The sequence below is a fragment of the Streptococcus sp. zg-86 genome, assembly GCF_017639855.1.
GTDB classification, from domain to species: Bacteria; Bacillota; Bacilli; order Lactobacillales; family Streptococcaceae; genus Streptococcus; species Streptococcus zhangguiae.
Map to the genome: position 1 here is coordinate 1,718,634 of NZ_CP072115.1, position 21,367 is coordinate 1,740,000.

The 21,367-nt window shown below is 41.3% G+C and carries 17 protein-coding genes and 1 pseudogene; 3 read left to right on the forward strand and 15 right to left on the reverse strand.

Annotated features, from left to right (window positions below; all coding sequences use genetic code 11):
- Positions 1 to 19 precede the first annotated feature (19 nt).
- From yhbY to J5M87_RS08080, 7 genes are all read right to left on the reverse strand, one after another.
- Positions 20 to 331 (reverse strand): ribosome assembly RNA-binding protein YhbY, encoded by a 312-nt coding sequence (gene yhbY, locus J5M87_RS08050; protein WP_154608381.1) that lies wholly within the window; start codon positions 329 to 331, stop codon positions 20 to 22.
- A 15-nt stretch (positions 332 to 346) separates the two neighbouring features.
- On the reverse strand, positions 347 to 1,453 hold the full coding sequence (gene yqeH / locus J5M87_RS08055) for a ribosome biogenesis GTPase YqeH (protein WP_160463233.1): 1,107 nt from the start codon (positions 1,451 to 1,453) through the stop codon (positions 347 to 349).
- Positions 1,454 to 1,993 carry a YqeG family HAD IIIA-type phosphatase gene (locus J5M87_RS08060; protein WP_154608382.1) on the reverse strand — a complete coding sequence of 180 codons (540 nt, stop codon included), beginning with the start codon at positions 1,991 to 1,993 and terminating at the stop codon, positions 1,454 to 1,456.
- A gap of 187 nt (positions 1,994 to 2,180) precedes the next feature.
- Positions 2,181 to 2,807 carry a copper homeostasis protein CutC gene (locus tag J5M87_RS08065; RefSeq protein WP_154608383.1) on the reverse strand — a complete coding sequence of 209 codons (627 nt, stop codon included), beginning with the start codon at positions 2,805 to 2,807 and terminating at the stop codon, positions 2,181 to 2,183.
- Between the two features lie 63 nt (positions 2,808 to 2,870).
- The gene (locus J5M87_RS08070) at positions 2,871 to 3,794 is read right to left on the reverse strand and encodes a DMT family transporter (protein ID WP_154608384.1); all 924 of its coding nucleotides are present in this window, start codon (positions 3,792 to 3,794) and stop codon (positions 2,871 to 2,873) included.
- Positions 3,795 to 3,909: 115 nt separating this feature from the next.
- Positions 3,910 to 5,397, reverse strand: coding sequence for a UDP-glucose--hexose-1-phosphate uridylyltransferase (gene galT, locus J5M87_RS08075; protein ID WP_154608385.1), 1,488 nt, complete (start codon positions 5,395 to 5,397; stop codon positions 3,910 to 3,912).
- 12 nt (positions 5,398 to 5,409) lie between these two features.
- Positions 5,410 to 6,582 carry a galactokinase gene (locus J5M87_RS08080; RefSeq protein ID WP_154608386.1) on the reverse strand — a complete coding sequence of 391 codons (1,173 nt, stop codon included), beginning with the start codon at positions 6,580 to 6,582 and terminating at the stop codon, positions 5,410 to 5,412.
- Positions 6,583 to 6,703: 121 nt separating this feature from the next.
- Here J5M87_RS08080 and J5M87_RS08085 point away from each other — a divergent pair, with 121 nt between their 5' ends.
- Complete coding sequence (locus J5M87_RS08085) at positions 6,704 to 7,705, forward strand: LacI family DNA-binding transcriptional regulator (protein WP_154608387.1); 1,002 nt, start codon at positions 6,704 to 6,706, stop codon at positions 7,703 to 7,705.
- A gap of 212 nt (positions 7,706 to 7,917) precedes the next feature.
- Here the strand turns inward: J5M87_RS08085 and gatB are convergent, their stop codons facing one another.
- From gatB to J5M87_RS08115, 6 genes are all read right to left on the reverse strand, one after another.
- Complete coding sequence (gene gatB / locus J5M87_RS08090; RefSeq protein ID WP_154608388.1) at positions 7,918 to 9,360, reverse strand: Asp-tRNA(Asn)/Glu-tRNA(Gln) amidotransferase subunit GatB; 1,443 nt, start codon at positions 9,358 to 9,360, stop codon at positions 7,918 to 7,920.
- Positions 9,360 to 10,826 carry an Asp-tRNA(Asn)/Glu-tRNA(Gln) amidotransferase subunit GatA gene (gene gatA / locus J5M87_RS08095; RefSeq protein WP_154608389.1) on the reverse strand — a complete coding sequence of 489 codons (1,467 nt, stop codon included), beginning with the start codon at positions 10,824 to 10,826 and terminating at the stop codon, positions 9,360 to 9,362. The genes gatB and gatA overlap by 1 nt, the downstream gene beginning before the upstream one ends.
- The gene (gene gatC, locus J5M87_RS08100) at positions 10,826 to 11,128 is read right to left on the reverse strand and encodes an Asp-tRNA(Asn)/Glu-tRNA(Gln) amidotransferase subunit GatC (RefSeq protein ID WP_154608408.1); all 303 of its coding nucleotides are present in this window, start codon (positions 11,126 to 11,128) and stop codon (positions 10,826 to 10,828) included. Before gatC ends, gatA begins: the two co-directional genes overlap by 1 nt.
- A gap of 1,153 nt (positions 11,129 to 12,281) precedes the next feature.
- A complete protein-coding gene (locus J5M87_RS08105) occupies positions 12,282 to 12,830 on the reverse strand; it encodes a cysteine hydrolase family protein (RefSeq protein WP_154608390.1) in 549 nt (182 codons plus the stop codon).
- Position 12,831: 1 nt separating this feature from the next.
- Positions 12,832 to 13,620 carry a GTP-sensing pleiotropic transcriptional regulator CodY gene (codY, locus tag J5M87_RS08110; protein WP_154608391.1) on the reverse strand — a complete coding sequence of 263 codons (789 nt, stop codon included), beginning with the start codon at positions 13,618 to 13,620 and terminating at the stop codon, positions 12,832 to 12,834.
- Positions 13,621 to 13,904: 284 nt separating this feature from the next.
- Entirely contained in the window at positions 13,905 to 15,119 is a 1,215-nt protein-coding gene (locus J5M87_RS08115; protein WP_154608392.1) for a pyridoxal phosphate-dependent aminotransferase, read from the reverse strand.
- A gap of 121 nt (positions 15,120 to 15,240) precedes the next feature.
- On the opposite strand from J5M87_RS08115, the gene J5M87_RS08120 reads away from it, so the two are divergent.
- Positions 15,241 to 15,693: a universal stress protein gene (locus J5M87_RS08120; RefSeq protein WP_154608393.1), complete on the forward strand. Its 453-nt coding sequence runs from the start codon at positions 15,241 to 15,243 to the stop codon at positions 15,691 to 15,693.
- A gap of 51 nt (positions 15,694 to 15,744) precedes the next feature.
- On the opposite strand, the pseudogene J5M87_RS08125 reads toward J5M87_RS08120, so the two are convergent.
- Positions 15,745 to 17,113: pseudogene (locus tag J5M87_RS08125) on the reverse strand (HAD-IIB family hydrolase).
- Positions 17,114 to 17,182: 69 nt separating this feature from the next.
- Between J5M87_RS08125 and J5M87_RS08130 the strand changes: the two are divergent.
- Positions 17,183 to 18,142, forward strand: coding sequence for an asparaginase (locus J5M87_RS08130; RefSeq protein ID WP_154608395.1), 960 nt, complete (start codon positions 17,183 to 17,185; stop codon positions 18,140 to 18,142).
- A gap of 893 nt (positions 18,143 to 19,035) precedes the next feature.
- Here the strand turns inward: J5M87_RS08130 and recG are convergent.
- A complete protein-coding gene (gene recG, locus J5M87_RS08135; protein WP_154608396.1) occupies positions 19,036 to 21,054 on the reverse strand; it encodes an ATP-dependent DNA helicase RecG in 2,019 nt (672 codons plus the stop codon).
- Between the last annotated feature and the right edge of the window lie 313 nt (positions 21,055 to 21,367).

Consider the following 21,367-nt stretch of genomic DNA (forward strand, 5'->3'; position numbering starts at 1 on the left):
CATCCTTGGGAAAATCCCACTAGATTTCCCTCACTTTAATCGACAATTTTCGATTTTCTTTCTTGCTCGACTGTTTAAACAAAATCAAGGTCCGACCAATTTTCTGTACAGTATCTACTCCGATTTCGTCTTCTAAGGTTTCAGCCACGTCGTGGATATTTTCATCCGTATTTTGAAGCAGCGTGACCTTAATCAGCTCACGTCTGTCCAATGCCTGACGAACGCTGGTCTTAATTTGGTCGTTTAAACCGTATTTCCCAATTTGAATAATGGGCTTCAAACTATGCGCCTGACTATTAAGAAAGGCCCGTTGTTTCGATGTTAACGTCATACTATTTCCTTTTTTCTAAATAATTGCTTTACGAGTCACAACACTGACTCCCTTTGGTGCCCATGCTGCTATTTTGGCCACTCCATTGATCCGAATCCAGCCCAGACCTGAGAACACCACATCAGTCTTTTCAGTAATGGTAAATTCATGCCGTACCAAATCTGGAAAGGCTTCTAATTCTGTATTAGTTGGCGGTACCAATAGACTACCTGCGTGTTTTTGGTAAAACTCTGTCGCACCTTCTAATTTCGTGCGGTGAAGCTTTAATTCATTGTCAAAAAATGCGGTAAAGCCCTGTTTTTCTCCTGCAATAAAATCAAATCGACCCAAACCAGCCAAAAAGAGGGTTTGTTCCGGATTTAACTGATAGGTTTTGGGTTTGATTTCCTTACGAGGACTGGCAAATTTCAACTGTTTCGCAGATAAATAATGAGCCATTTGGTGACGATGAATAATCCCTGGTGTGTCATAGATATAGGAACCGTCATCTAACGGAATCTCAATCTTGTCTAAGGTAGTTCCTGGAAAACGTGAAGTCGTAATAACATCCTTGTCCCCTGTAATTTCCTGAATAATGGCATTGATGAGGGTTGATTTTCCAACATTGGTTACGCCGACCACGTAAACATCCCGTCCCTTACGGTAGTGTTCAATCTTATTGATCAAGTCCTTAATGGCATACTTGTTTTGCGCAGATGTCAGCAAGACATCAACAGGCCTGAGCCCTACTTCATGCGCTCGCTCTGCTAGCCATTGGGTCACTTTCCCATCTTTGACTGACTTGGGCAGAATATCTTTTTTATTACCGACTAATAAGACATCATTTCCAGAAACAAAGCGTGGTAAGCCAGGGATAACAGAACCATTGAAATCAAAAATATCAATGACATTAACCACCAAGGCATCGCTTTCCCCAACACTATGGAGCAAGATTTGAAACTCGTCATCTGAGATATTAACATCTGAAATTTCATTATAGTGACGAAGACGGAAACAGCGCTGACAATAGACCTGACCTGTTTCTAATCCCTTTTCCAAGGCAGATTGGGGCGTATAGCCTACCCCTTCTTTTTCCTCGGTCTGAATCAAGGCTCCGCAGCCAATACAATACAATTCTTCCACTTACATTTCCCTCTTGTAATCAAATGCGCCATATTTGGCGGTAATTCTCTTCATCATACGGCGTTCACGCCAACGATTGATTTGAGTGTTAATCGAGTCTGTCTCAATGAGCGGCCGTACTAAGACCGAACGAATCCCCGCCCGCTTGGCAGCTCGAATATCCGTCATCAATTGATCACCAATCATAATCGCTTCTTCACGCTCGATTCCAAAACGCTTAATGGCTCGGTCAATCCCAAATGTGAACGGTTTTAAGGCAAAGGCTTCAAAGTCAATCTCAAAGCGTTCAACCGCTCGCTTTACACGTTCATATTTGTTATTTGAAACCACAACCACATGGATTCCCGCATCCCGCAAATCGTGTAGCCACTTGCGCATCTCCAGCGTTCCATCTGGATTGTTCCAGGCAATCAAGGTATTATCCAAGTCCACAAAAACTGTCCGAATATGGTATTTTTGCAAACTTTCTACTGTCACATCATAGGCTTTTTCAAGCACAAAATCTGGCATATAATTCTCAATCGTCACACTATTCTCCATCGTTTTGAGAGTGGGCTAACAAGGCTGACTGACCTTCCTTCAATTTTGCCAGTCTCACTCTCTTTGTCCTTTAGCAAAAGAACTCAATTAGTTTATTTTACCATAATTTGGGGCAAATAGCGAATGGAAAAGAAAGGGAACGAAAAAGACAACCACAATCGTTTTCTTTCTCATTCCACCATTTCATTTACCAAAATAAACGAGTTCCATGAACCTGTGTGATTCCCAGCTCTTTCATCAAAGACTCGGCATTGTCCCTCGTTACACCACCACCGATGAGAATCTCAATCCGTCCTGCCGCATATACAATCAATTCTTTCAGCCATTCTGCATTATCTCCAGCTGATCCCTGAATACCACCACGCATTAAAATGCGGGTAAAACCATGCTCTATCAACCAATCCAGAGCTTCAAACTGCCGTTTGCGCGGAATCAAGTCAAAAGCCATGTGAAAGACCGTTTCCCGATTCCCAGCTTCTTCCATTAACTGATCTAAAAAGTCTTCATCGAGCCAGTTATCCTCTGTCAGAGCACCAAAAACTAGACCATCTGAAGCCAAATCCTTAGCAATTTTAGCATCTTTCAGCATCATCATTTTTTCTACTGCATCATAGCAAAAATCACCACCACGTGGACGAATCATGGTCATAACGGTTGCCCCTTGTTCATGTGCCAGTTGACAAACCATCTCTATCACTCCATAGCTAGGAGTTGTCCCACCCACCGCCAAGTTATCACATAATTCAATCCGTCCTGCTCCCAAGGCAATCGCACGCGCAACTTGCACATGATTCTCTGCACAAAATTCTTTCATCGTAGCCCTCCATTATGTAAGCCTTTTCTTTTAGTATACCATAAAAAAGAGCAAGTGACTCACCTACTCCTTTGTTTGTGCTATTCCTATTTTGCGTGCCATTAGTATATCTTTTACAGAGATGAGCAACACTGCTACTAGAATCAGAAACATCCCAATCATATCACTGGTATAAAAAGTCTCATTTAGTAACCATACTGCAAAGAAGACAGAAGCAAGTGGTTCAATTGAAGCGAGCAAACTACCATTTACTTGACCAACCATGCTCACGCCTTTTAAAAAGGCTGTGTAGGCAAAAACAGTTCCAACGCCGACAATCCCCATCAACCCCCAGAAAATCTCACCTGTAAAGGGCACGCTATGCTGCCAAGGTTGAAACAAGAGTGCCATTTCAAGCGAACCGAGTAACATAGAGACTCCGATGACGACTAGACTGCCATATTGTTTGATAATGGTCGTCGGTAAAATAATATACAGTGCATAGGTGACTGCAGAAAATAACCCCCAGAATAACCCTTGCGGGGTCAAGGCTAGACTAGTTATCTGACCATGCGTTGCGATGAGAAAAGTACCACCAATCGCTAAAATAATCGCTAGAAGCTCAATCATCGTTGGCTTTTGACCTTGCTTTACACAGACATATACCAGAACCAAAATGGGACAGAGATATTGTAACACCGTCGCCGTCCCTGCATTCGTATGGTAAATCGCGGTCAAGTAGGCCATTTGATTCAAAAGAAGTCCAAAAATGGAAAATAAAGCTACGCGGATCAAGGCTTTTCGGTCAGCCAATAGGCTCTTTAACTGCTGCGGATTTTTATAGCTAGCTAGGATCAGTAGCAGAACACCAGAAACAACTAAACGTAAAGCAGTTAGAGCCTCAACAGTTACTCCTCTTGCCATCACAAACTGCCCACTCACTCCCGACAAGCCCCAAGCAATGCCGGCGATCAAGGTCAAGAGCGTTCCTTTCATCTTCTCATTCATACCCTATCTCTCCTCTGTTTCAACGTCATTCTATTGTAACATAAAGAGGTGTGAGAAAGAACTCAAAACTTCCAAAAAAAGACTGGACTTTTCGTTCCAGTCTCCTGCCTTATACTTAAAGTGTACTAGACAAACCAACATAATCTGCAAAGCGTAGAAAAGCTGCTTGTCCTTCTGGCGTGCGTTTGTAGACACCTGCATCTTCTAAGACCCTACAAAAAACTTGACCAACCGCTTCTTGGACAACTTGGGTCGCCTGTTCTGATGAATAAACTTCGTTTTGTGCTTTCAATTTATCTGCCCATTCTTGATGATAAGCTGCAACTTGGTCGACCTCGCCTAGCAAATAGTCTACAACTTCTTGCAATTCTTTTTTGAGACGTGGGGGTAAAATTGCTAGTCCCATAACCTCAATCAGACCAATATTTTCTTTTTTAATATGCTGAACATCTGGATGTGGATGATAGATGCCGTCTGGAAATGCTACTGAGGTCTGATTATCCCGTAAGACTAAATCCAACTCAAAGCAATCTCCCTTTCTGCGGGCAATTGGGGTAATGGTATGATGGGGTTCACCGTTTGAAGAAGCAAGAATCTGTACCGCCTCATCAGAGTAGCTCCGCCATTTTTCTAAAATCTTACTGGCTAATGCCACCAAGCGACTCTTATCTTCACCTGACAAACGAATGACGGACATGGGCCATTTGACAATTCCAGCCCCGACATCTTCAAAGTCTGCAAAGACGAGTTCTTGCCCAATTTCTGCGCAGTCCATAGCAAACCTATGCCGGCCACCCTGATAATGATTATGTGTCAAAATAGAGCCACCTGCTATCGGTAAGTCGGAATTTGAACCCACAAAATACCCTGGGAATAACGCCACCAAATCAAGCAACTGTTCAAACGTTTTTGGCGTAATCGCCATGGGCACATGCTCTGTATTTAGAAAAATCGCATGTTCATTAAAGTAGGCATAGGGCGAGTATTGGAAGCCCCATTTTTCCTGCCCCAAATTCAATCGAATAATCCGATGATTCGCCCGTGCAGGATGATTGACACGACCTTGATAGCCTTCATTTTCCATACAAAGAAGACATTTAGGATAGTTGGAAGCTTCAACGAGTTTGGCGGCTGCAATAGCCTTAGGATCTTTCTCAGGCTTTGATAAGTTAATGGTAATTTCCAAATCCCCATATTCTGTCGCTACCTGATAGTAGATATTCTTTGCAATCGCCCCCACCTTGATGTAGTCATTGCGCTTACTGAGGTTATGAAAATCAGCGATAGCCTGATCGGGATTCGTTTCATAAGAGGACCAAAATTGCTGATTCACCTGACTAGGGCTAGGAGTCACAAAGTCCATTAGTTCCGCCCCCAACATGTCCTGCTCTTCTACCAAGTCCCCCACGCGGCCATTTTTTACTGCAAGGGCAACCAACTCATCTTTTAGTTCTACAAGCGTTTCTGCATGGCTATCTTGTTCTACACCTACCTCGCCCACTAGAGCCATCACACGGTTTTTTAGATAGGTACGATCTAAGTCCTCATAGCTACCACTTAAAATAAGGCCGTCTACGAATCTATCTACTATACTTCTTGTCATTTTCGTTTCCTATTATTTTCGAGATAAAACACGAGAGCCTGCTGCAATTTCAGCGATATAAAAACTTGGTGCATAGCCTACGATATCTGTATAAATCTTGCCGACATTTGTCGTGAAAGCCTCCACCTTATCCTTTTCAACAATGGCAATGCCACAACCGCCAAAACCTGCTCCTGTCATACGAGCCCCCAATACACCTTCTTGTTGCCAAGCAGTATGAGCCAAGGTGTCTAATTCTAGGCCAGTTACTTCGTAATCGTGCTCCAAGGATACATGGGAAGCATTGACCAAGCGACCAAATTGTTGTAGGTCACCAGATTCCAAAGCCTGTCTAGCCTGCAAAGTCCGCTGATTTTCCCAAACAGCATGACGAGCTCGCTTCATTCGATTTTCATCTTTAATCAAGTAGCTATATTCGTCAAAGGTCTGCGTATCTAGCTCACCCAAGGTTTGAATGTCTACTACGGCATTTAATTCTTCCACAGCTTTTTCACATTCTGCCCGACGCTCATTGTATTTAGAGTCTGCTAATTCTCTGCGTTTATTGGTGTTCATGATGACAATCACATGATCGCCCAAATCAAGCGGCACTAATTCATAGTCAAGTGTATTTGTATCTAAATAAATGGCTCTTTGATCTGCTCCCATCCCGATCGCAAATTGATCCATAATTCCTGAATTGACACCGATAAAATGATTTTCTGTCTGTTTCCCAATCTTGACCAAATCAAGGCGGGTCAAGTCTAAGTCAAACAATTCCTCCGCCATAATCCCAATCAATAATTCCAAGGAAGCAGATGAGGATAAGCCAGAACCATTTGGAATATTGCCATAGACAAATACATCTAGTCCTGTATCAATGCGATGACCAGCTTCTTGTAAATAGTGCAAGACTCCCTTGGCATAGTTGGCCCAGTTATCCGCCTTATCATAGACCAAATTCTCTAAATTAACTTCGATAATTCCCAGTTCCTCAAAATTAGCAGAATAAAAGCGTAATAACTGATCTTCACGCTTGCAGGCTGCTCCATAAGTTCCCAAGGTAATCGCAGCTGGAAAGACATGACCACCATTATAATCTGTATGTTCCCCAATTAGGTTAATCCGCCCCGGAGAAAAGAAAGTCGCATCCGCTTCCTTCCCAAAAATCTCTTTAAAAGCCTGTTGAAGCTCTGTTGTGTTCATAAGCCATCCTACCTTTGTAACCGTTTTTATTTTATTGTAAACCGATTCTATTTTTTTGTCAATAATTTTAGTAAATTTTACTAAATCATGATATAATAGAAAAGAACTGAGGAGAAGGATTATGGTTACATTAAAAGATATTGCTCAAAAAACAAATTTATCAACTACGACTGTTTCACGCGTTTTGAAAGAAGATACGAGTCTATCAGTTAGCCCTGATACCAGACAAAAAGTGTTTACAATTGCCAAGCAGCTGGGCTACACTAAGCACTTAACCAAACAGCTAATTGAAGGTGTCCCACAAAAAATTGGTATCCTGCAATGGTATACAGAAAGCAAGGAATTGGATGATCTCTATTACTATTCTATTCGGATTAGCCTAGAACAACGCGCACTTGAATTAGGATACGATATCGTTCGTTGTTTCCACGATAGTAACTCCCCTCTCTTGAAGGAAGTAGATGCTCTGATTGCCATTGGGAAATTTAGTCAACAGCAAATGAAAGAATTAGCCAGTCTTCACAAACAACTGGTATTTGTCGATTTTGATACCTTGGCAGAGGGGTTTTCTTGCGTGACAACAGATTTCAATCGCTCTGTCATTCAAGTTCTCGATCATTATCTTGAACAAGGAATTACGGAAATCGGTATGATTGCAGGTCAAGAAGAAACCTACGATAAGGAAATGATCCTGTTAGATCCTAGACTACGAACATTCAAACAATACCTAGCTGATTGTGATTTATATCACGAACGATTTGTTTTTACAGGTCCATTTACTAGTCAGTCTGGTTACCAGCTCATGAAAGAAGCGATTGAGACCTTAAAAGAAGAGTTGCCAACGGCCTTTTTCATTGCAAATGATAATCTTGCTGTCGGTGCCCTCCGCGCCTTACAAGAAGCTCAAATCGCTGTGCCTAACCGAGTTCAAGTCATTACCTTTAACGATACACCCATTGCTAAACAAGTCTATCCTGCCCTATCTAGTATCACCGTTTTTACCGAGGAAATGGGCATTCAAGCTGTAGAGCTAGTAGATGCTATGCTTAAAAAACCAAATAACTACCACCCCCGCATGGTTAAACTGGGTACCCAATTAACCTTGAGAGATAGTAGTTTGTAATATTCAAAACGTAGACAAACCCTATTAGGAATAGAAAGATTTTTATTTTTGAGGTTGACTACCATATAACAGAAACTCTTAAAAATGCTGATATAGCGGTATTATTAAGAGTTTTTTATTTCTCAAGTAAAAGAAAAAAGATTGAAGAAAATTGCCCAAAATGGACTTTTTCTTCAATCTGACGAGCCACTTGGCTCGTTTTTGAATGCTGTTTATTGTTCTAATAGTTTCTGCAACTCTTGGGCTAAGAGTTGTTGAGCCACTTGCGGATTGGCTTGTCCTTTAGTTGCTTTCATCAAGAAACCAGTAAAGGCCTTGTCCGCATTGCGTTTTCCAGACTTGAAGTCTGCCACCGCTGCTTCATTATCTGCAAAGACTTGATGAATAATTGGAATCAAGACTGCTGAGTCTGAAATCTGTACCAAACCAGCTTTTTCCACATATTCACGCGCAGAACCACCATTTTTCGCCAAATGAACAAAGACTTTCTTAGCAATCTTGGATGAAATCGTACCATCTGCAATCAAGCTAATCATTTCAACCAAATTTTCAGGAGTTAAGGCAATCTCTGATAAGCTCTTTTGTTCTGCATTCAAGAATTGAGCTACCTCACCTTGCAACCAGTTAGAAACAAGTTTGGCATCACCACCAAGGGCTACTGCTGCTTCAAAGAAATCAGACAAAATCTTGGTAGCCGTCAATTGGCTTGCATCATAACTTGACAAGCCCAATCGCTCCATATAATCTGCTCGACGTTCCTTCGGAAACTTAGGTAAACTTGTCGCAACTTCGGCAATCCAACTATCTTCAATTTCATATAATGGTAAGTCTGGTTCTGGGAAATAACGGTAATCCGCTGAACCTTCTTTGACCCGCATGAGAATGGTTTCCCCAGTTGCTTCATCATAGCGACGGGTTTCCTGCTGAATTTGACCACCAGAACGCAAGATTTTTGCTTGGCGCTCCACTTCATGTTGCAATCCTTTTTTGACATAGTTAAAGGAGTTCAAATTTTTCAACTCAGTCTTGGTACCAAAAGCCTCTTGACCATACGGACGAAGAGAGATATTGGCATCGACACGCATGGAGCCTTCTTCCATCTTAACATCTGAGATACCAGTATACTGGATAATTTCCTTCAGAGCTGTTAAGTAGGCATAGGCTTCTCCGGGACTGCGCATATCCGCTTCTGAAACGATCTCAATCAAGGGCACACCCTGACGGTTCAAATCAACATAGGAATAACCATCTGTCCCGTGAGTGTTTTTCCCCGCATCTTCTTCCAAATGTGCCCGTTCAATACGGATTTTCTTGGTCGATCCGTCCTCTAGTTCAATCTCAATCCAACCATTGTACCCAATTGGTTCATCAAATTGAGAAATTTGATAGGCCTTAGGATTATCTGGATAGAAATAATTCTTGCGGTCAAAGTGCATCTGTTTATGAATAGCCATGTTTAAAGCTAACGCCGCTTTGATACCTGCTTCTACTACGCCTTTATTTAAGACAGGTAGAACACCAGGGAAGGACCAGTCAATCACATTGGTATTGGCATTGGGATCCTCTCCAAAATGTGCAGATGACGGAGAGAAAATCTTTGAATTGGTATTCAATTCAACATGGACTTCAAGTCCAATAATGGTTTCAAAGTTCATTATTTCTCACCTCCAAAAATAACAGGTTGTTGCTTATGATAATCGGTTGTTGCTTCAAAGGCTGCTGCCACTTGATAAATCGTTTCCTCACTATGTTTAGGTCCAATCAATTGCAAACCGACTGGCAATCCTTCTACAAAGCCAGCAGGAATCGAAATACCCGGTAGCCCTGCCAAATTGACTGGAATAGTCAAAAGATCCGCCAAGTACATAGCAACAGGATCCTGATTCATTGTACCAAGACCATAAGCTACCGTTGGAGCTGTTGGGCCTAAAATCAAATCATATTCTGCAAAGACCTTCTCAAAATCTTGGATAATCAAGCTGCGGACCTGACCAGCTTTCTTGTAGTAAGCATCATAATAACCAGAAGATAAGCTGAAAGTTCCCAGCATAATGCGGCGTTTTACTTCTTCACCAAAACCTTGGCTCCGCGTATGGACATAAATCTCATCCAAATTTGTCGCATCTTCTGCACGGAATCCATAACGAATTCCATCAAAACGTTGCAGGTTTGAGCTTGCTTCAGACGAAGCAATAATATAATAAACCGCTACACCATACTTACTATGAGGTAGGCTGACTTCTTCAATGATAGCACCTAGGTTCTCTAACTGTTTTGCGGCCTGTAAGATACACTCTTTGATTTGTGGATCAATTCCTTCGCCAATATATTCTTTCGGCAGTGCAATTTTCATGCCCTTGATGTCTTGACCAATCTTGCTAGCATAATCTGCTACCCCAGATTGAGCAGATGTCGCATCTTTCACATCATGGCCTGCAATGACATTGAGCAATTGAGCATTCTCTGTTACGGTTTGTGAAAAGGGACCAATCTGATCCAGGGAACTACCAAAAGCAATCAATCCAAAACGAGAAACCGTTCCATAGGTTGGCTTCATTCCGACCACCCCATTAAAAGCTGCTGGTTGGCGAATCGAACCTCCTGTATCAGAACCGAGTGATAGGCGCACCTGACCAGAAGCTACTGCTGTTGCAGAACCCCCAGATGAGCCACCTGGAACCTTGGTCTGATCCCAAGCATTCTTAGTCTTTTTAAAATAGGAAGTTTCGGTCGAACCACCCATGGCAAATTCATCCATGTTTGTCTTTCCGATGACCACCATATCTTTTTCATACGCATTGGCAACAGATGTTGCATCAAATATTGGCTCATAATTATAGAGCATCTTTGAAGCCGCTGTTGTCAAAATTCCCTTGGTAGAGATATTATCTTTCACAGCTAGCGGAATCCCCGCCATGACGTTGGCTTCATCAATTCCTTTTTCATCAATTTTAGCAGCTTGTGCCAAGGCCTCTTCTTCTGCAATCGTAATAAAACTGCCAACCGCTTCTTCACGCTCTTTAATATCCTCCAAGGTTGCCTTGGTCAACTCAAGAACGGATAGTTCTTTCTTGACAAGAAGGTTATGCAACTCATCAATTGAATAGTGATTAAAACTCATTAGGCATCTCCTCCCCCGTCTAAAATAGCTGGAACTTTAATAAAATGATCTTGAGATTCAGGGACGTTCTTGAAGAGTTCTTGTCTATCCTCTCCTTTTTGGGCAACATCTTCCCGCATCACATTTTTTTGTTCTGCCATGGTTGTCGTTACAGGAACCCCTGTTGTATCTACTTCATTTAGCAACTCGACCATATCCACAATTTTACTCAAGGTCGTTGCAAAAGCTGCCGTTTCTTCCGCACTAAAAGCTAGTTTGGACAGGTTAGCCACGTGACGAACTTCTTCTTCTGTAATTTTCATCATCGAATCCTTTCTTACTCATTCTCTAAGAAAACCAAAAATCAGTAAAACAATACCCTTCATTTTGATTTTCCACGAATAGTATTCCTCTTATTTTACCATAAATCTAGTCTCTTCCTCAATAAATTGTCATCTCATACTTGTCAATCAACCATTACCTTAATCTGTTTTTAATGATTCTATAGTGAATTGAATAAAGATTAGGACATCGTTATACTCTATAAAAATCAAAATCTGACTAGGCAACGAAATCGTAGCTAGAACTGAAGTTCAGCAAGGTGAGTTAACGACGTCAGACTTTGATTTTTGACGAGTATAAGTCGCTTTGCTTCAATAGTCCAGTAGACTGTTGAAGGTTGGAAATAGGGATTATGGAGTATGTCAGTTCCATCTGCAGTTCCTTGCCGTGTCCTATTCATAAGATACGAGGGCGTTAAAAAAGCGAATGAAAAATAGGAAATACGACGAAGAAGCGGAAGCTTCTAGGAGCATTTATCTTTTTTCCGAGCTTTTAGCCCGTGTTCAGTTCCGCAAGATACGAGGGCGTATAAAGCACAAAGTGAAAATAGAAAGTCTGACGAAGAGCCAGCAGACTCTAGGAAGACTTATCTTTTTCACACAGTGCTTAGCCCGTGTTCAGTTTCATAAGATATGAGGGCGTATAAAGAAAGCACAAAGTGAAAATAGGAAGTCTGACGAAGAGTCAGCAAACTCTAGGAAGACTTATCTTTTTCACACAGTGCTTAGCCCGTGTTCAGTTTCATAAGATATGAGGGCGTATAAAGAAAGCACAAAGTGAAAATAGGAAGTCTGACGAAGAGCCAAAGGAGAGTTTGCTCTGCAAACTCCTATCACTCACCTCCAAAGGTATACTATACCTTTGGAGCTAGGAAGACTTATCCCTAAAGGGAGCCTCTGCTGTAACCAGCTAAAGCTGGAACATCTGCGTCTCTTTTTGTCAGTGAGTTGTAGTCCGTGTTCAGTTCTCAATCCACTATACTGAGAAAGCCTGGAGCTGAATCCAGTTTCGATTTCAACTACCTGCATATTCGTTGACTAATCAGATGTTGATTTGTCTAGAGTTTCAACAGTCATTTTCTAAAGCCCTCAACACTCAAAAAAGACCAGGCGCCAAGACCTAGCCTCTGTGTTACTACAATATAGTTGCTCCTAAAACCTGTTCCATATGTCTCAAAGCAAATTGATGTTGCTCTTCATTCAGACTAGCAACTGCCGAGGATACAATTTCAATCTTGTAACCAAGATTATAGGCATCAATAGCTGTATGAAGCACACAAATATCTGTCAAGACACCTGTCAATATCACCGTATCAACCTGTCTTTCCCGCAAACGAATATCTAAATCCGTTCCCGAAAAGGCTGAATAATGGCGCTTGTCCATCCAAAAAACCCGCGCATCATCTTGGTATTCTGCATAAAAATCAGCTAAGGGACCATACAAATGGCGGCCACTTGTTCCTTTGAGATTGTGTGGAGGAAAAAGTCGGCTTTCTGGATGAAAAGTATCACCCTCTTCATGCAAATCGATTGCAAAAAAAATATAATCCCCGCGGTCAAACGCCTGCTTGGTTACATCATAGATAGTAGAAGAAATGGCTTGAGCTGGAACTCCAGCTGTTAATTTTCCTTCATCTGCCACAAAATCGACCGTATAATCAATCGAAATGAGAGCCTTCGTCATGTTAATAATCTCGTTTCTTAATTTCATCAAAGATAGCTGGAATTAAGACTTTCAAGTATGTCCCCTTCATACCCAAGGAACGACTTTCAATAATTCCTGCACTCTCTAATTTACGCAATGCATTGACAATCACCGAGCGCGTAATCCCAATACGATCTGCGATGACAGAAGCTGTCAATTGCCCCTCGTCACCATTCAATTCACCTAGAATCGCTGAAACTGCCTTCATTTCTGAATAGGACAAGGTATTGACCGCCATATTAACCGCAGCACGACGACGAATATTCTTCTCGTCTTCTTCTCGTTGGAAATTCAAAAGCTGAATCCCAACTACTGTTGCTGCTATCTCAACCAAGATCAAATCCTCTTCGTCAAATTGTTCATCGTGACGCCAAATAATCAAGGTTCCAAAACGAATCCCTGTCACATGGATTGGGGCAATGGTCGTCAAACTATTAGGGTACATAGAACGTGATTCTACTGGAATAGCTGTCAATTCACTATCTGCAGGGAGATTAACTTGTGTATCATAAACCTGCGCTACCCCTTTTACATAACCATCTGGAAATTGCTTGGTTAAAAAGAATTCTTCTACCCGGTCATTATTGGTTTTATACTTCATATAATAACCTAGGACTTCTCCCTCACTATTGATAATACAGGCATTGCAATCAATAATCTCTGAAAGGTGCTCTGCAATAGCATTATAAGGCAATTCCTCTGACAGTTGCTCTTCTGAACGCTTCAAAATAGACGTAATGTCTCGCGTCTTTTCTAATAATGTAGTCATACAATCCTCTTTATTCTGTAATTGCTTTCATTATATCAAAAACAGCAGGTAATTTCAATAATTATCAGAAAATTACGTATTGTTTTAAAATCCACTACAATTTAGCTTCCATATGCAGTCTGATAAGAAAAATGAGGCTGGAAAACTCCCCAACCTCCGTTTCATATAAATTCACTCAGCGTTAGATTTGTAACGTTTTTGTAAAATAACTGTCTAGTCAGTAACTTTTCCTAGCAAAACCTGATAGAATGACACTCAAACAAGATAAAACGAATGATTGCCTTCTACCGACGATATTGTCGCAAGAAACGTGTCATTTTTTCTTGAATTTCTGCTAATTCATCTACTCTTGGAAGGTAAACAATGCGGAAATGATCTGGTTCCTTCCAGTTAAAGCCTCGTCCATGAACGAGGAGAACCTTCTCCTGCTTCAAGAAGTCCAAGACAAACTGCTCATCGTCTTCAATCCGGTACATTTCGCGATCAATTTTAGGAAAGATATAAAGACCAGCCTTAGGCTTCACTGCAGATAAGCCAGGAATATCACTAATTGCTTTCGTGATAAATTCCCGTTGCTCATACAAACGACCTCCTGGCATCAAGAGCTTATCAACAGACTGATAGCCACCAAGGGACGTTTGCACAACCTGCTGGGCCAAGACATTTGAACAAAGTCGCATATTCGATAGCATATTGAGGCCTTCGATATAGCCTTTTACATGTCGTTTTGGTCCTGATAGAACCATCCAACCGACCCGAAAACCACAGATCCGGTGGGATTTGGACAAACCGTTCATGGTCACGACAAATAAATCTGGCGCCAAGGTTGCAATGGGAATGTGCACTGCTCCATCAAAAACCATACGGTCATAAATTTCATCCGAGAAGATAATCAACTCATGGCGACGCGCAATATCAACAATTCCTTCAAGGATTTCTTTTGGATAGAGGGCACCTGTCGGGTTATTGGGATTGATTAAGACAATCGCCTTGGTCCGCGAGGTAATTTTAGCTTCCATATCTTCCAAATCAGGATACCAGTCTGCTGCCTCATCACAGACATAATGAACTGCATTTCCACCTGCCAAGCTAACTGCTGCTGTCCAAAGAGGATAATCTGGCATCGGTACCAAGACCTCATCACCATTGTCCAATAGCCCCTGCATGGACATAACAATTAATTCACTAACTCCATTTCCTAAATAAATATCTTCAATATCTACATTTGGAAAATTCTTCAACTGACAATACTGCATAATCGCCTTGCGAGCAGAAAAAATCCCCTTACTATTAGAATAGCCTTCTGACTTACGCGCATTGTGAATCAAATCATGAATCACCTCATCTGGCGCAGTAAAACCAAATTCAGCAGGATTTCCTGTGTTTAAACGCAAAATTTGCTCACCATTTGCTCGCATACGCATCGCTTCTTCTAATACCGGTCCACGAATATCATAAGCGACATCATCTAATTTCATTGATTTATTAAACTGTCTCATCAAGATTACCTCGACTTTCTAATGGTATTATTTTAGCTTAAATCCTACAAAATAACAAGAATTACTTCACTTTTTCCAAAAAATAGCTTATAATATATATGTAAGAAAGGAGTGAAGCTCTATGACACAATCTTATCATACTATTTTAGTTGCTGTAGACGGTTCAACAGAAGCTGAATTAGCTCTACACAAGGCCATTCACGTTGCAAAACGCAACCAAGCACGACTGATTATTGCCCATGTCATTGACACTCGCGCACTTCACAATATTGCAGCTTTTGATGCAGCAATTTACGAAACTCTTGAGCAAGAAGCTCAGACCCTCCTCAAGGACTATCAAGAACAGGCGCTACAAGCTGGACTTTCAGAAGTTCAAATTGTGATTGAATTTGGTAATCCTAAAACACTACTTGCCCATGATATTCCAGAGGAAACTGGTGCTGATTTAATGCTCTTAGGGGCAACGGGGCTCAATACCTTTGAACGTCTCCTCATTGGCTCTTCATCAGAGTACATCCTACGCCACACGACGATTGATTTACTCATTGTGCGAGATAAGGATAAGACAATGTAATCTTAATAAAGTATAAGCACCCGTGAAAACGGGTGCTTAGTTTTTATCTTCCTACCTCTGATGAACCTTAGATTGTCTGACCAATTCTTCTTGAATGGCAGGCTCTGGCGCATACTTTTCTGCCCAATTCTCTGGTTTTAAAATTTTATGAGTAATCGGATCAAAATGTGCCTTGCCATCTGGAAAAATTTTTCCCATGTTCGCTTGATGTACAATGTCAAAAATCGGTTCTGGATCAACTCCCATTAACACAAAGGAACCATAGGTAAAATACAACAAATCAAGTAAAGCATCTACTTGTCCTAACAAGGGATCAGCTGTTCTTTCATTCTGTTTCGACTTTTTCGCCGCCTTATCCAAGGCTCTGTGAAGTTTCTGAGTCATCTCATCAAACTCTTCATTATTCCTTGCAGTAGCATACAAAAATTCAACAATTTCTTCTAATTTGAAATCTGCACGATACAGTGCCGACTGAGGCTCATAGGCAAGCGGGAACTCTTGCGTTCTTCCATCCATTTTCGCATGAAAGTCCTTGACTGCATTAAACTGGCTATCCTTACTCTGAAACATATGAAGCTCCTTCTACGAGACCAAAATGCACTAAGGCCTTAAAAATACCATCGTGATTATTACTATCTGTAATATAAAAGGCCGCCTGACGAGCTTTTTTTGTTCCGTTTTTCATGGCAACAGAATGTGGAATGCCAGCCAGCATTTCCAAGTCATTGTTTGAATCTCCAAACACAACGACTTCATCAAGACTAAATTGGTACTGGGCACCAATACGCTCAATCCCTACTAATTTGGAATTTCCCTTTGAAATAATATCCACCGCATAAGGGCTTGAACGGGTAAAATCTAATCTCGGAAACTGCGGTGCTAGCCGTCTAGTCTCCCTTTCTGTTGCTAACAACATCATCTGATAAATAGAACGTTCTGAAATAATCCGTAGTTGCTCTTCATTTTGGGGATTGACTTTGCGAATGAATCGGTTAAAAATAAAATTAACAAATCCAGCCCAGGAAGCAGGAACCATCCGTGTTAGTCGATAAGCTAGATTTCCTCCACCGAAACTCATAATCCGACTTCCTGCAACACCAAACGCTGTCCCAAAAGAAAGATCCTTTTTAGATTGTCTAGCATATTCAATCAAGGCTGGCATATCTTCTTTGGGTAGCTCCTGCATAAATAACACTTTTTCGCGCGACAAAATGTACTGACCATTGTAGGTGATTGCAAAATCTAAACTCAAAGAAGCCATATATTGGAGTACAAAACGTGGCCCCCTACCAGTTGCTAGTCCAACTAAGATCCCTTGTCTACGTAGCTGATTGATAGCTGAGATTGTCGAAGGACTGACCGTACGATTGTCTGTCAATAAGGTTCCATCTATATCAAAAAATACTGCCTTAATCTTCAACATCTCACCTACTTTTCTGCATTTTATGTTACAATTAGTATACCACAATTGGAAAGAATCTGAAAGTTTATGAAAAATATTCTTGTCTTACACACAGGCGGTACTATCTCTATGCAGGCAGATATGGAAGGTAAGGTGACAACCAATCATGAAAATCCGATGAATCATGTTTCTGTCCCTCTCAATGGTATCCATGTCACAGCACTAGACATCTTTAATCTCCCTAGCCCATATATGACACCTGAGCACATGCTCACTCTTTATCAAACAATCAAAGAGAAAGCTACTCAGTATGACGGAGTTGTCATCACTCATGGAACAGATACGCTAGAAGAAACAGCTTATTTTTTAGATACAATGGAATTACCTGCTATTCCTGTCGTCTTAACAGGAGCCATGCGTTCATCTAATGAACTAGGAAGCGACGGCGTCTATAACTACCTCAATGCCCTTCGAGTAGCCAGTCATGACAAAGCAAAAGATAAGGGTGTTCTCGTCGTCATGAATGATGAAATTCATGCTGCAAAATATGTTACAAAGACCCACACGACCAACGTTGGTACCTTCCAAACACCAACTCATGGACCGTTAGGACTTGTGATGAAACATGAAATTCTCTACTTTAAAAATGCTGAACCCCGCGTTCGTTTCGACCTAGAACAGATTTCAGGCCTCGTTCCCATCATTCCAACCTATGCTGGGATGAAGACCGAATTGCTCGATATATTAGATTCCCAAAACCTGGACGGCTTAATCATTGAGGCATTTGGTGCGGGTAATCTTCCCAAAGAAGTAGCGGACAAACTAACTGATTTCCTAGAAGCAGGAATTCCGATTGCCCTTGTTTCACGGTGTTTCAACGGAATTGCAGAACCAGTCTATGCCTATGACGGAGGTGGAGTGGATCTCCATCAAAAAGGAATCTTCTTTGTCAAAGAACTAAACGCTCCCAAAGCTAGATTGAAGCTCCTCATTGCACTAAACGCCGGCCTACAAGGAGAACAACTAAGAGAATATATGGAGGGCTAAAACCTTAACAGGGTTGATGAAAAACTCTTCAAACCAGTAAAAACGCATAAAATCAACTTCTCCAAAAAATTGATTTTATGCGTTTTTTAATGTACTCATCTTTCTAATACTCTATAAAAATCAAAATCTGACTAGCTTCCACAATTGAGAATTGTGGAAGGCTGGAAATAGAACGAGCGCAGCTCGTCTCCACTAAACCACTAGTTCGGACTGATGTTAGCTGAGGATTATGACATAATCCTTCAGCTTGAAGAAAAAGTCTTTTTATTGCCACCATCCTTATGTGCTTTCAGACATCAGCGACTTCCTTCGGAGTAAAATAATCCAGTGGATTATTTTAGCCCGAGCCCAGAAACAAAGGAGCGAGGATAATCGATTTCAACGAAATCACGACTTCTGTCTCACTCCCACTTTTAGCACGGCGGAGGTGCGGTATTGTGCTCGCTACGCTCGCAAATTTTCTAACCTTGAAACTACAGAAATTTAAATATTGTTGTAATGTTTTTCTGAATTGTGAGGTTTGTCTACATTCTGGAGGATTATTACATAATCCTTATTTCCAACCTTCAACAGTCCACCGGACTAATGTTAGCCGAGGATTATTTCATAATCCCTATTTCCAACCTTCAACAGTCCGCTGGACTGTTGAAGCAAGGTGAGTTAACAACGTCAGACTTTGATTTTTGACGAGTATAAAACTGACTTTTTGCTCGACCTCCGTACATTTATCGTTTGAACAGTTTGACCTATCTATCAGCAGTCCAGTGAACAGTCGATACCCAAACTCAAAACCTAGAAGCGAGGACTGTCTAGTTTGTAAAACAGTAATAAATCGATACTCTATTAGAAAAGCTAGCAAGGAATCACTTGCTAGCCTTATTTCCAATCTCGTTTTAATCTAATCGTTCTTCCTTTGCTAAGTATGGCAACAAGACCTGCCATTCTGGCTGAGTTTCCCAATCGGAGTCTGAGACAATCTGTTCGGCTATGCGTCTTGCCTCTTCTAAAATCGCATAATCTTCTATAATGTTTGCTACTTGAAACTCTGGTAATCCCGATTGACGTGTTCCAAAAATTTCACCTGATCCTCGCATTTTTAAATCTTCCTCTGCCAAGACAAAACCATCTGTCGTCTCTGTCATGATTCGCATGCGATCCTTACCGGAATCTGTTTTAGGATTGGCAACTAATATTGCATACGATTGCTTTTCACCACGACCAACTCGCCCTCGTAATTGGTGTAACTGGCTTAATCCAAATCGGTCTGCATCCATGATGACCATAACCGTCGCATTTGGCACATTCACTCCCACTTCAATGACAGTTGTGGAAACTAGAATATCAGTGTGCCCTGCTTTAAAGGCCTGAATAATGGCCTCTTTCTCGTCATTTTTCATCTGACCATGTAGTAAGGCAACGCTTGTCTTTTCTTTAAAATGAGCAGTCAATTCCTCTTCCAAGGCAATTGCATTTTTTAAATCCAGTGCTTCTGATTCTTCAATAAGAGGCGAAATGACATAAACCTGTGCCCCCTTGAGTAATTCTTTTTCCAACCAGTCCAGTACAACAGGAAATTGCTCATGCTTCACCCATCGAGTCACAATTGGCTTACGCCCTGCAGGAAGCTGATTGATAATCGATACATCCATATCGCCAAAAGAGGTAATTGCAAGCGTTCTGGGAATCGGTGTTGCCGTCATCATCAGCACATCTGGATTCCCTCCTTTTTCACGCAATAAACGACGTTGATGCACCCCAAACCGATGTTGCTCATCTGTTACGACAAGGCCTAGGTGATGATAATGGACCCCATCCTGAATCAAGGCATGCGTTCCTACAATCATGTCCACTTCTCCTGACTCAATTGCTGCTAACGCTGCTCTACGTGGTGCTGCTCGCATGCCACCTGTTAATAGTGCAATCGACAAATCTGGAAACAATTGGGTCAAACTTTCAAAATGCTGTTCCGCCAAAATTTCAGTCGGAACCATCATTGCTGCCTGCATACCAGCTGTATAGGCAGCATACATAGCTAAAGCTGCAACAACTGTTTTTCCAGAGCCAACATCCCCCTGTAAGAGACGATTCATATGGCCAGTAGACTGCATGTCCCTTAAAATTTCATGTACTGCTTTTTCTTGAGCTTCTGTTAAGTTAAATGGCAAGGAAGCTATTTTTTCTTCTACTTCAAGAGGCTTATAGGCAATCGAAACGCCATCTGCCATGACCTTATTCGCTACCTTTAGCTGTTGCAAACGCAGTTGAAAATAAAACAATTCTTCAAACTTAATACGACGCAAGGCCTGCTTGTATTCTGCTATATCTTTTGGAAAATGCATAGCCCGTACTGCCTGTTTTCGCTCTACTAAACGATAACGTTCTAAAAGAGAAGTTGGAATGTTCTCCTTCAATAGGTGATCATAGCCCTTATCAAATGCCGCTTTCACTAATTTGACAATACTAGTCTGTGAAACCCCCTGTATAACATGGTAAATCGGCTGCAATTCATCTTCCCGCTGTGCAACTAACTTCATCCCTGTTACAGCTACCTTTGCCTTATCCCATTTTCCCCAGACAGCAAGATCTTGTCCTACTTCAATTCGATCAGCTAAATACGGCTGATTAAAAAAGGAAACCGCAATAACTACCTCGCCCTGTTTCAGTGAAAAACGCAGCTTATTGCGCTTAAAACCATAGTATTGTACAGTAGGAGGCGTCATTACGATACCAGAAATCAAGGCTTTTTCTCCCTCCTCTAATTCCAATACAGATCTAGCAGCAAAATCATCATAACGAAAAGGATAATAACACAGTACATCCTCTACTGTCACCAATCCTAACTGTTGCAATTTTGCGGCCGACTTCTCACCTACACCAGGCAAAACCCTTACTCTATCTTCTAAACTTATCATAATCCGATTATAACAAAAAAAGAGGAAAAGCACCATGCTAGGAAATAGAGTATTTAAATACGGTTCTATACTTTCAGCAAATGACAGGCAACCATATCCGTATTAGAACGACTCAAATGACATAAATCAACAGTCAACAGTCAATAGTCACCATTCCGACTATTGATTCCTAAGCTTCAAATTATAAAAACAAAAATCTTATTAAAAATAAAATACCAGCTTGAAGAAAGAGTCTTTTTCTTGCCACCATCCTCATGTGCTTTCGGACATCAGCGACTTCCTTCGGACTTCCATGATTCATCTTCGAGTCCAA

What these genes read in the sequence shown, in the direction of transcription:
- J5M87_RS08120 (WP_154608393.1), top strand. Translation starts at nt 15,241, where the DNA reads ATGACACAATCTTATCATACTATTTTAGTTGCTGTAGACGGTTCAACA.
- gatB (WP_154608388.1), bottom strand. Translation starts at nt 9,360, where the DNA reads ATGAACTTTGAAACCATTATTGGACTTGAAGTCCATGTTGAATTGAAT.
- yhbY (WP_154608381.1), bottom strand. Translation starts at nt 331, where the DNA reads ATGACGTTAACATCGAAACAACGGGCCTTTCTTAATAGTCAGGCGCAT.
- recG (WP_154608396.1), bottom strand. Translation starts at nt 21,054, where the DNA reads ATGATAAGTTTAGAAGATAGAGTAAGGGTTTTGCCTGGTGTAGGTGAG.
- J5M87_RS08085 (WP_154608387.1), top strand. Translation starts at nt 6,704, where the DNA reads ATGGTTACATTAAAAGATATTGCTCAAAAAACAAATTTATCAACTACG.
- codY (WP_154608391.1), bottom strand. Translation starts at nt 13,620, where the DNA reads ATGACTACATTATTAGAAAAGACGCGAGACATTACGTCTATTTTGAAG.
- J5M87_RS08105 (WP_154608390.1), bottom strand. Translation starts at nt 12,830, where the DNA reads ATGACGAAGGCTCTCATTTCGATTGATTATACGGTCGATTTTGTGGCA.
- galT (WP_154608385.1), bottom strand. Translation starts at nt 5,397, where the DNA reads ATGACAAGAAGTATAGTAGATAGATTCGTAGACGGCCTTATTTTAAGT.
- J5M87_RS08115 (WP_154608392.1), bottom strand. Translation starts at nt 15,119, where the DNA reads ATGAGACAGTTTAATAAATCAATGAAATTAGATGATGTCGCTTATGAT.
- J5M87_RS08070 (WP_154608384.1), bottom strand. Translation starts at nt 3,794, where the DNA reads ATGAATGAGAAGATGAAAGGAACGCTCTTGACCTTGATCGCCGGCATT.
- J5M87_RS08130 (WP_154608395.1), top strand. Translation starts at nt 17,183, where the DNA reads ATGAAAAATATTCTTGTCTTACACACAGGCGGTACTATCTCTATGCAG.
- J5M87_RS08080 (WP_154608386.1), bottom strand. Translation starts at nt 6,582, where the DNA reads ATGAACACAACAGAGCTTCAACAGGCTTTTAAAGAGATTTTTGGGAAG.
- J5M87_RS08065 (WP_154608383.1), bottom strand. Translation starts at nt 2,807, where the DNA reads ATGAAAGAATTTTGTGCAGAGAATCATGTGCAAGTTGCGCGTGCGATT.
- gatC (WP_154608408.1), bottom strand. Translation starts at nt 11,128, where the DNA reads ATGAAAATTACAGAAGAAGAAGTTCGTCACGTGGCTAACCTGTCCAAA.
- J5M87_RS08060 (WP_154608382.1), bottom strand. Translation starts at nt 1,993, where the DNA reads ATGGAGAATAGTGTGACGATTGAGAATTATATGCCAGATTTTGTGCTT.
- gatA (WP_154608389.1), bottom strand. Translation starts at nt 10,826, where the DNA reads ATGAGTTTTAATCACTATTCAATTGATGAGTTGCATAACCTTCTTGTC.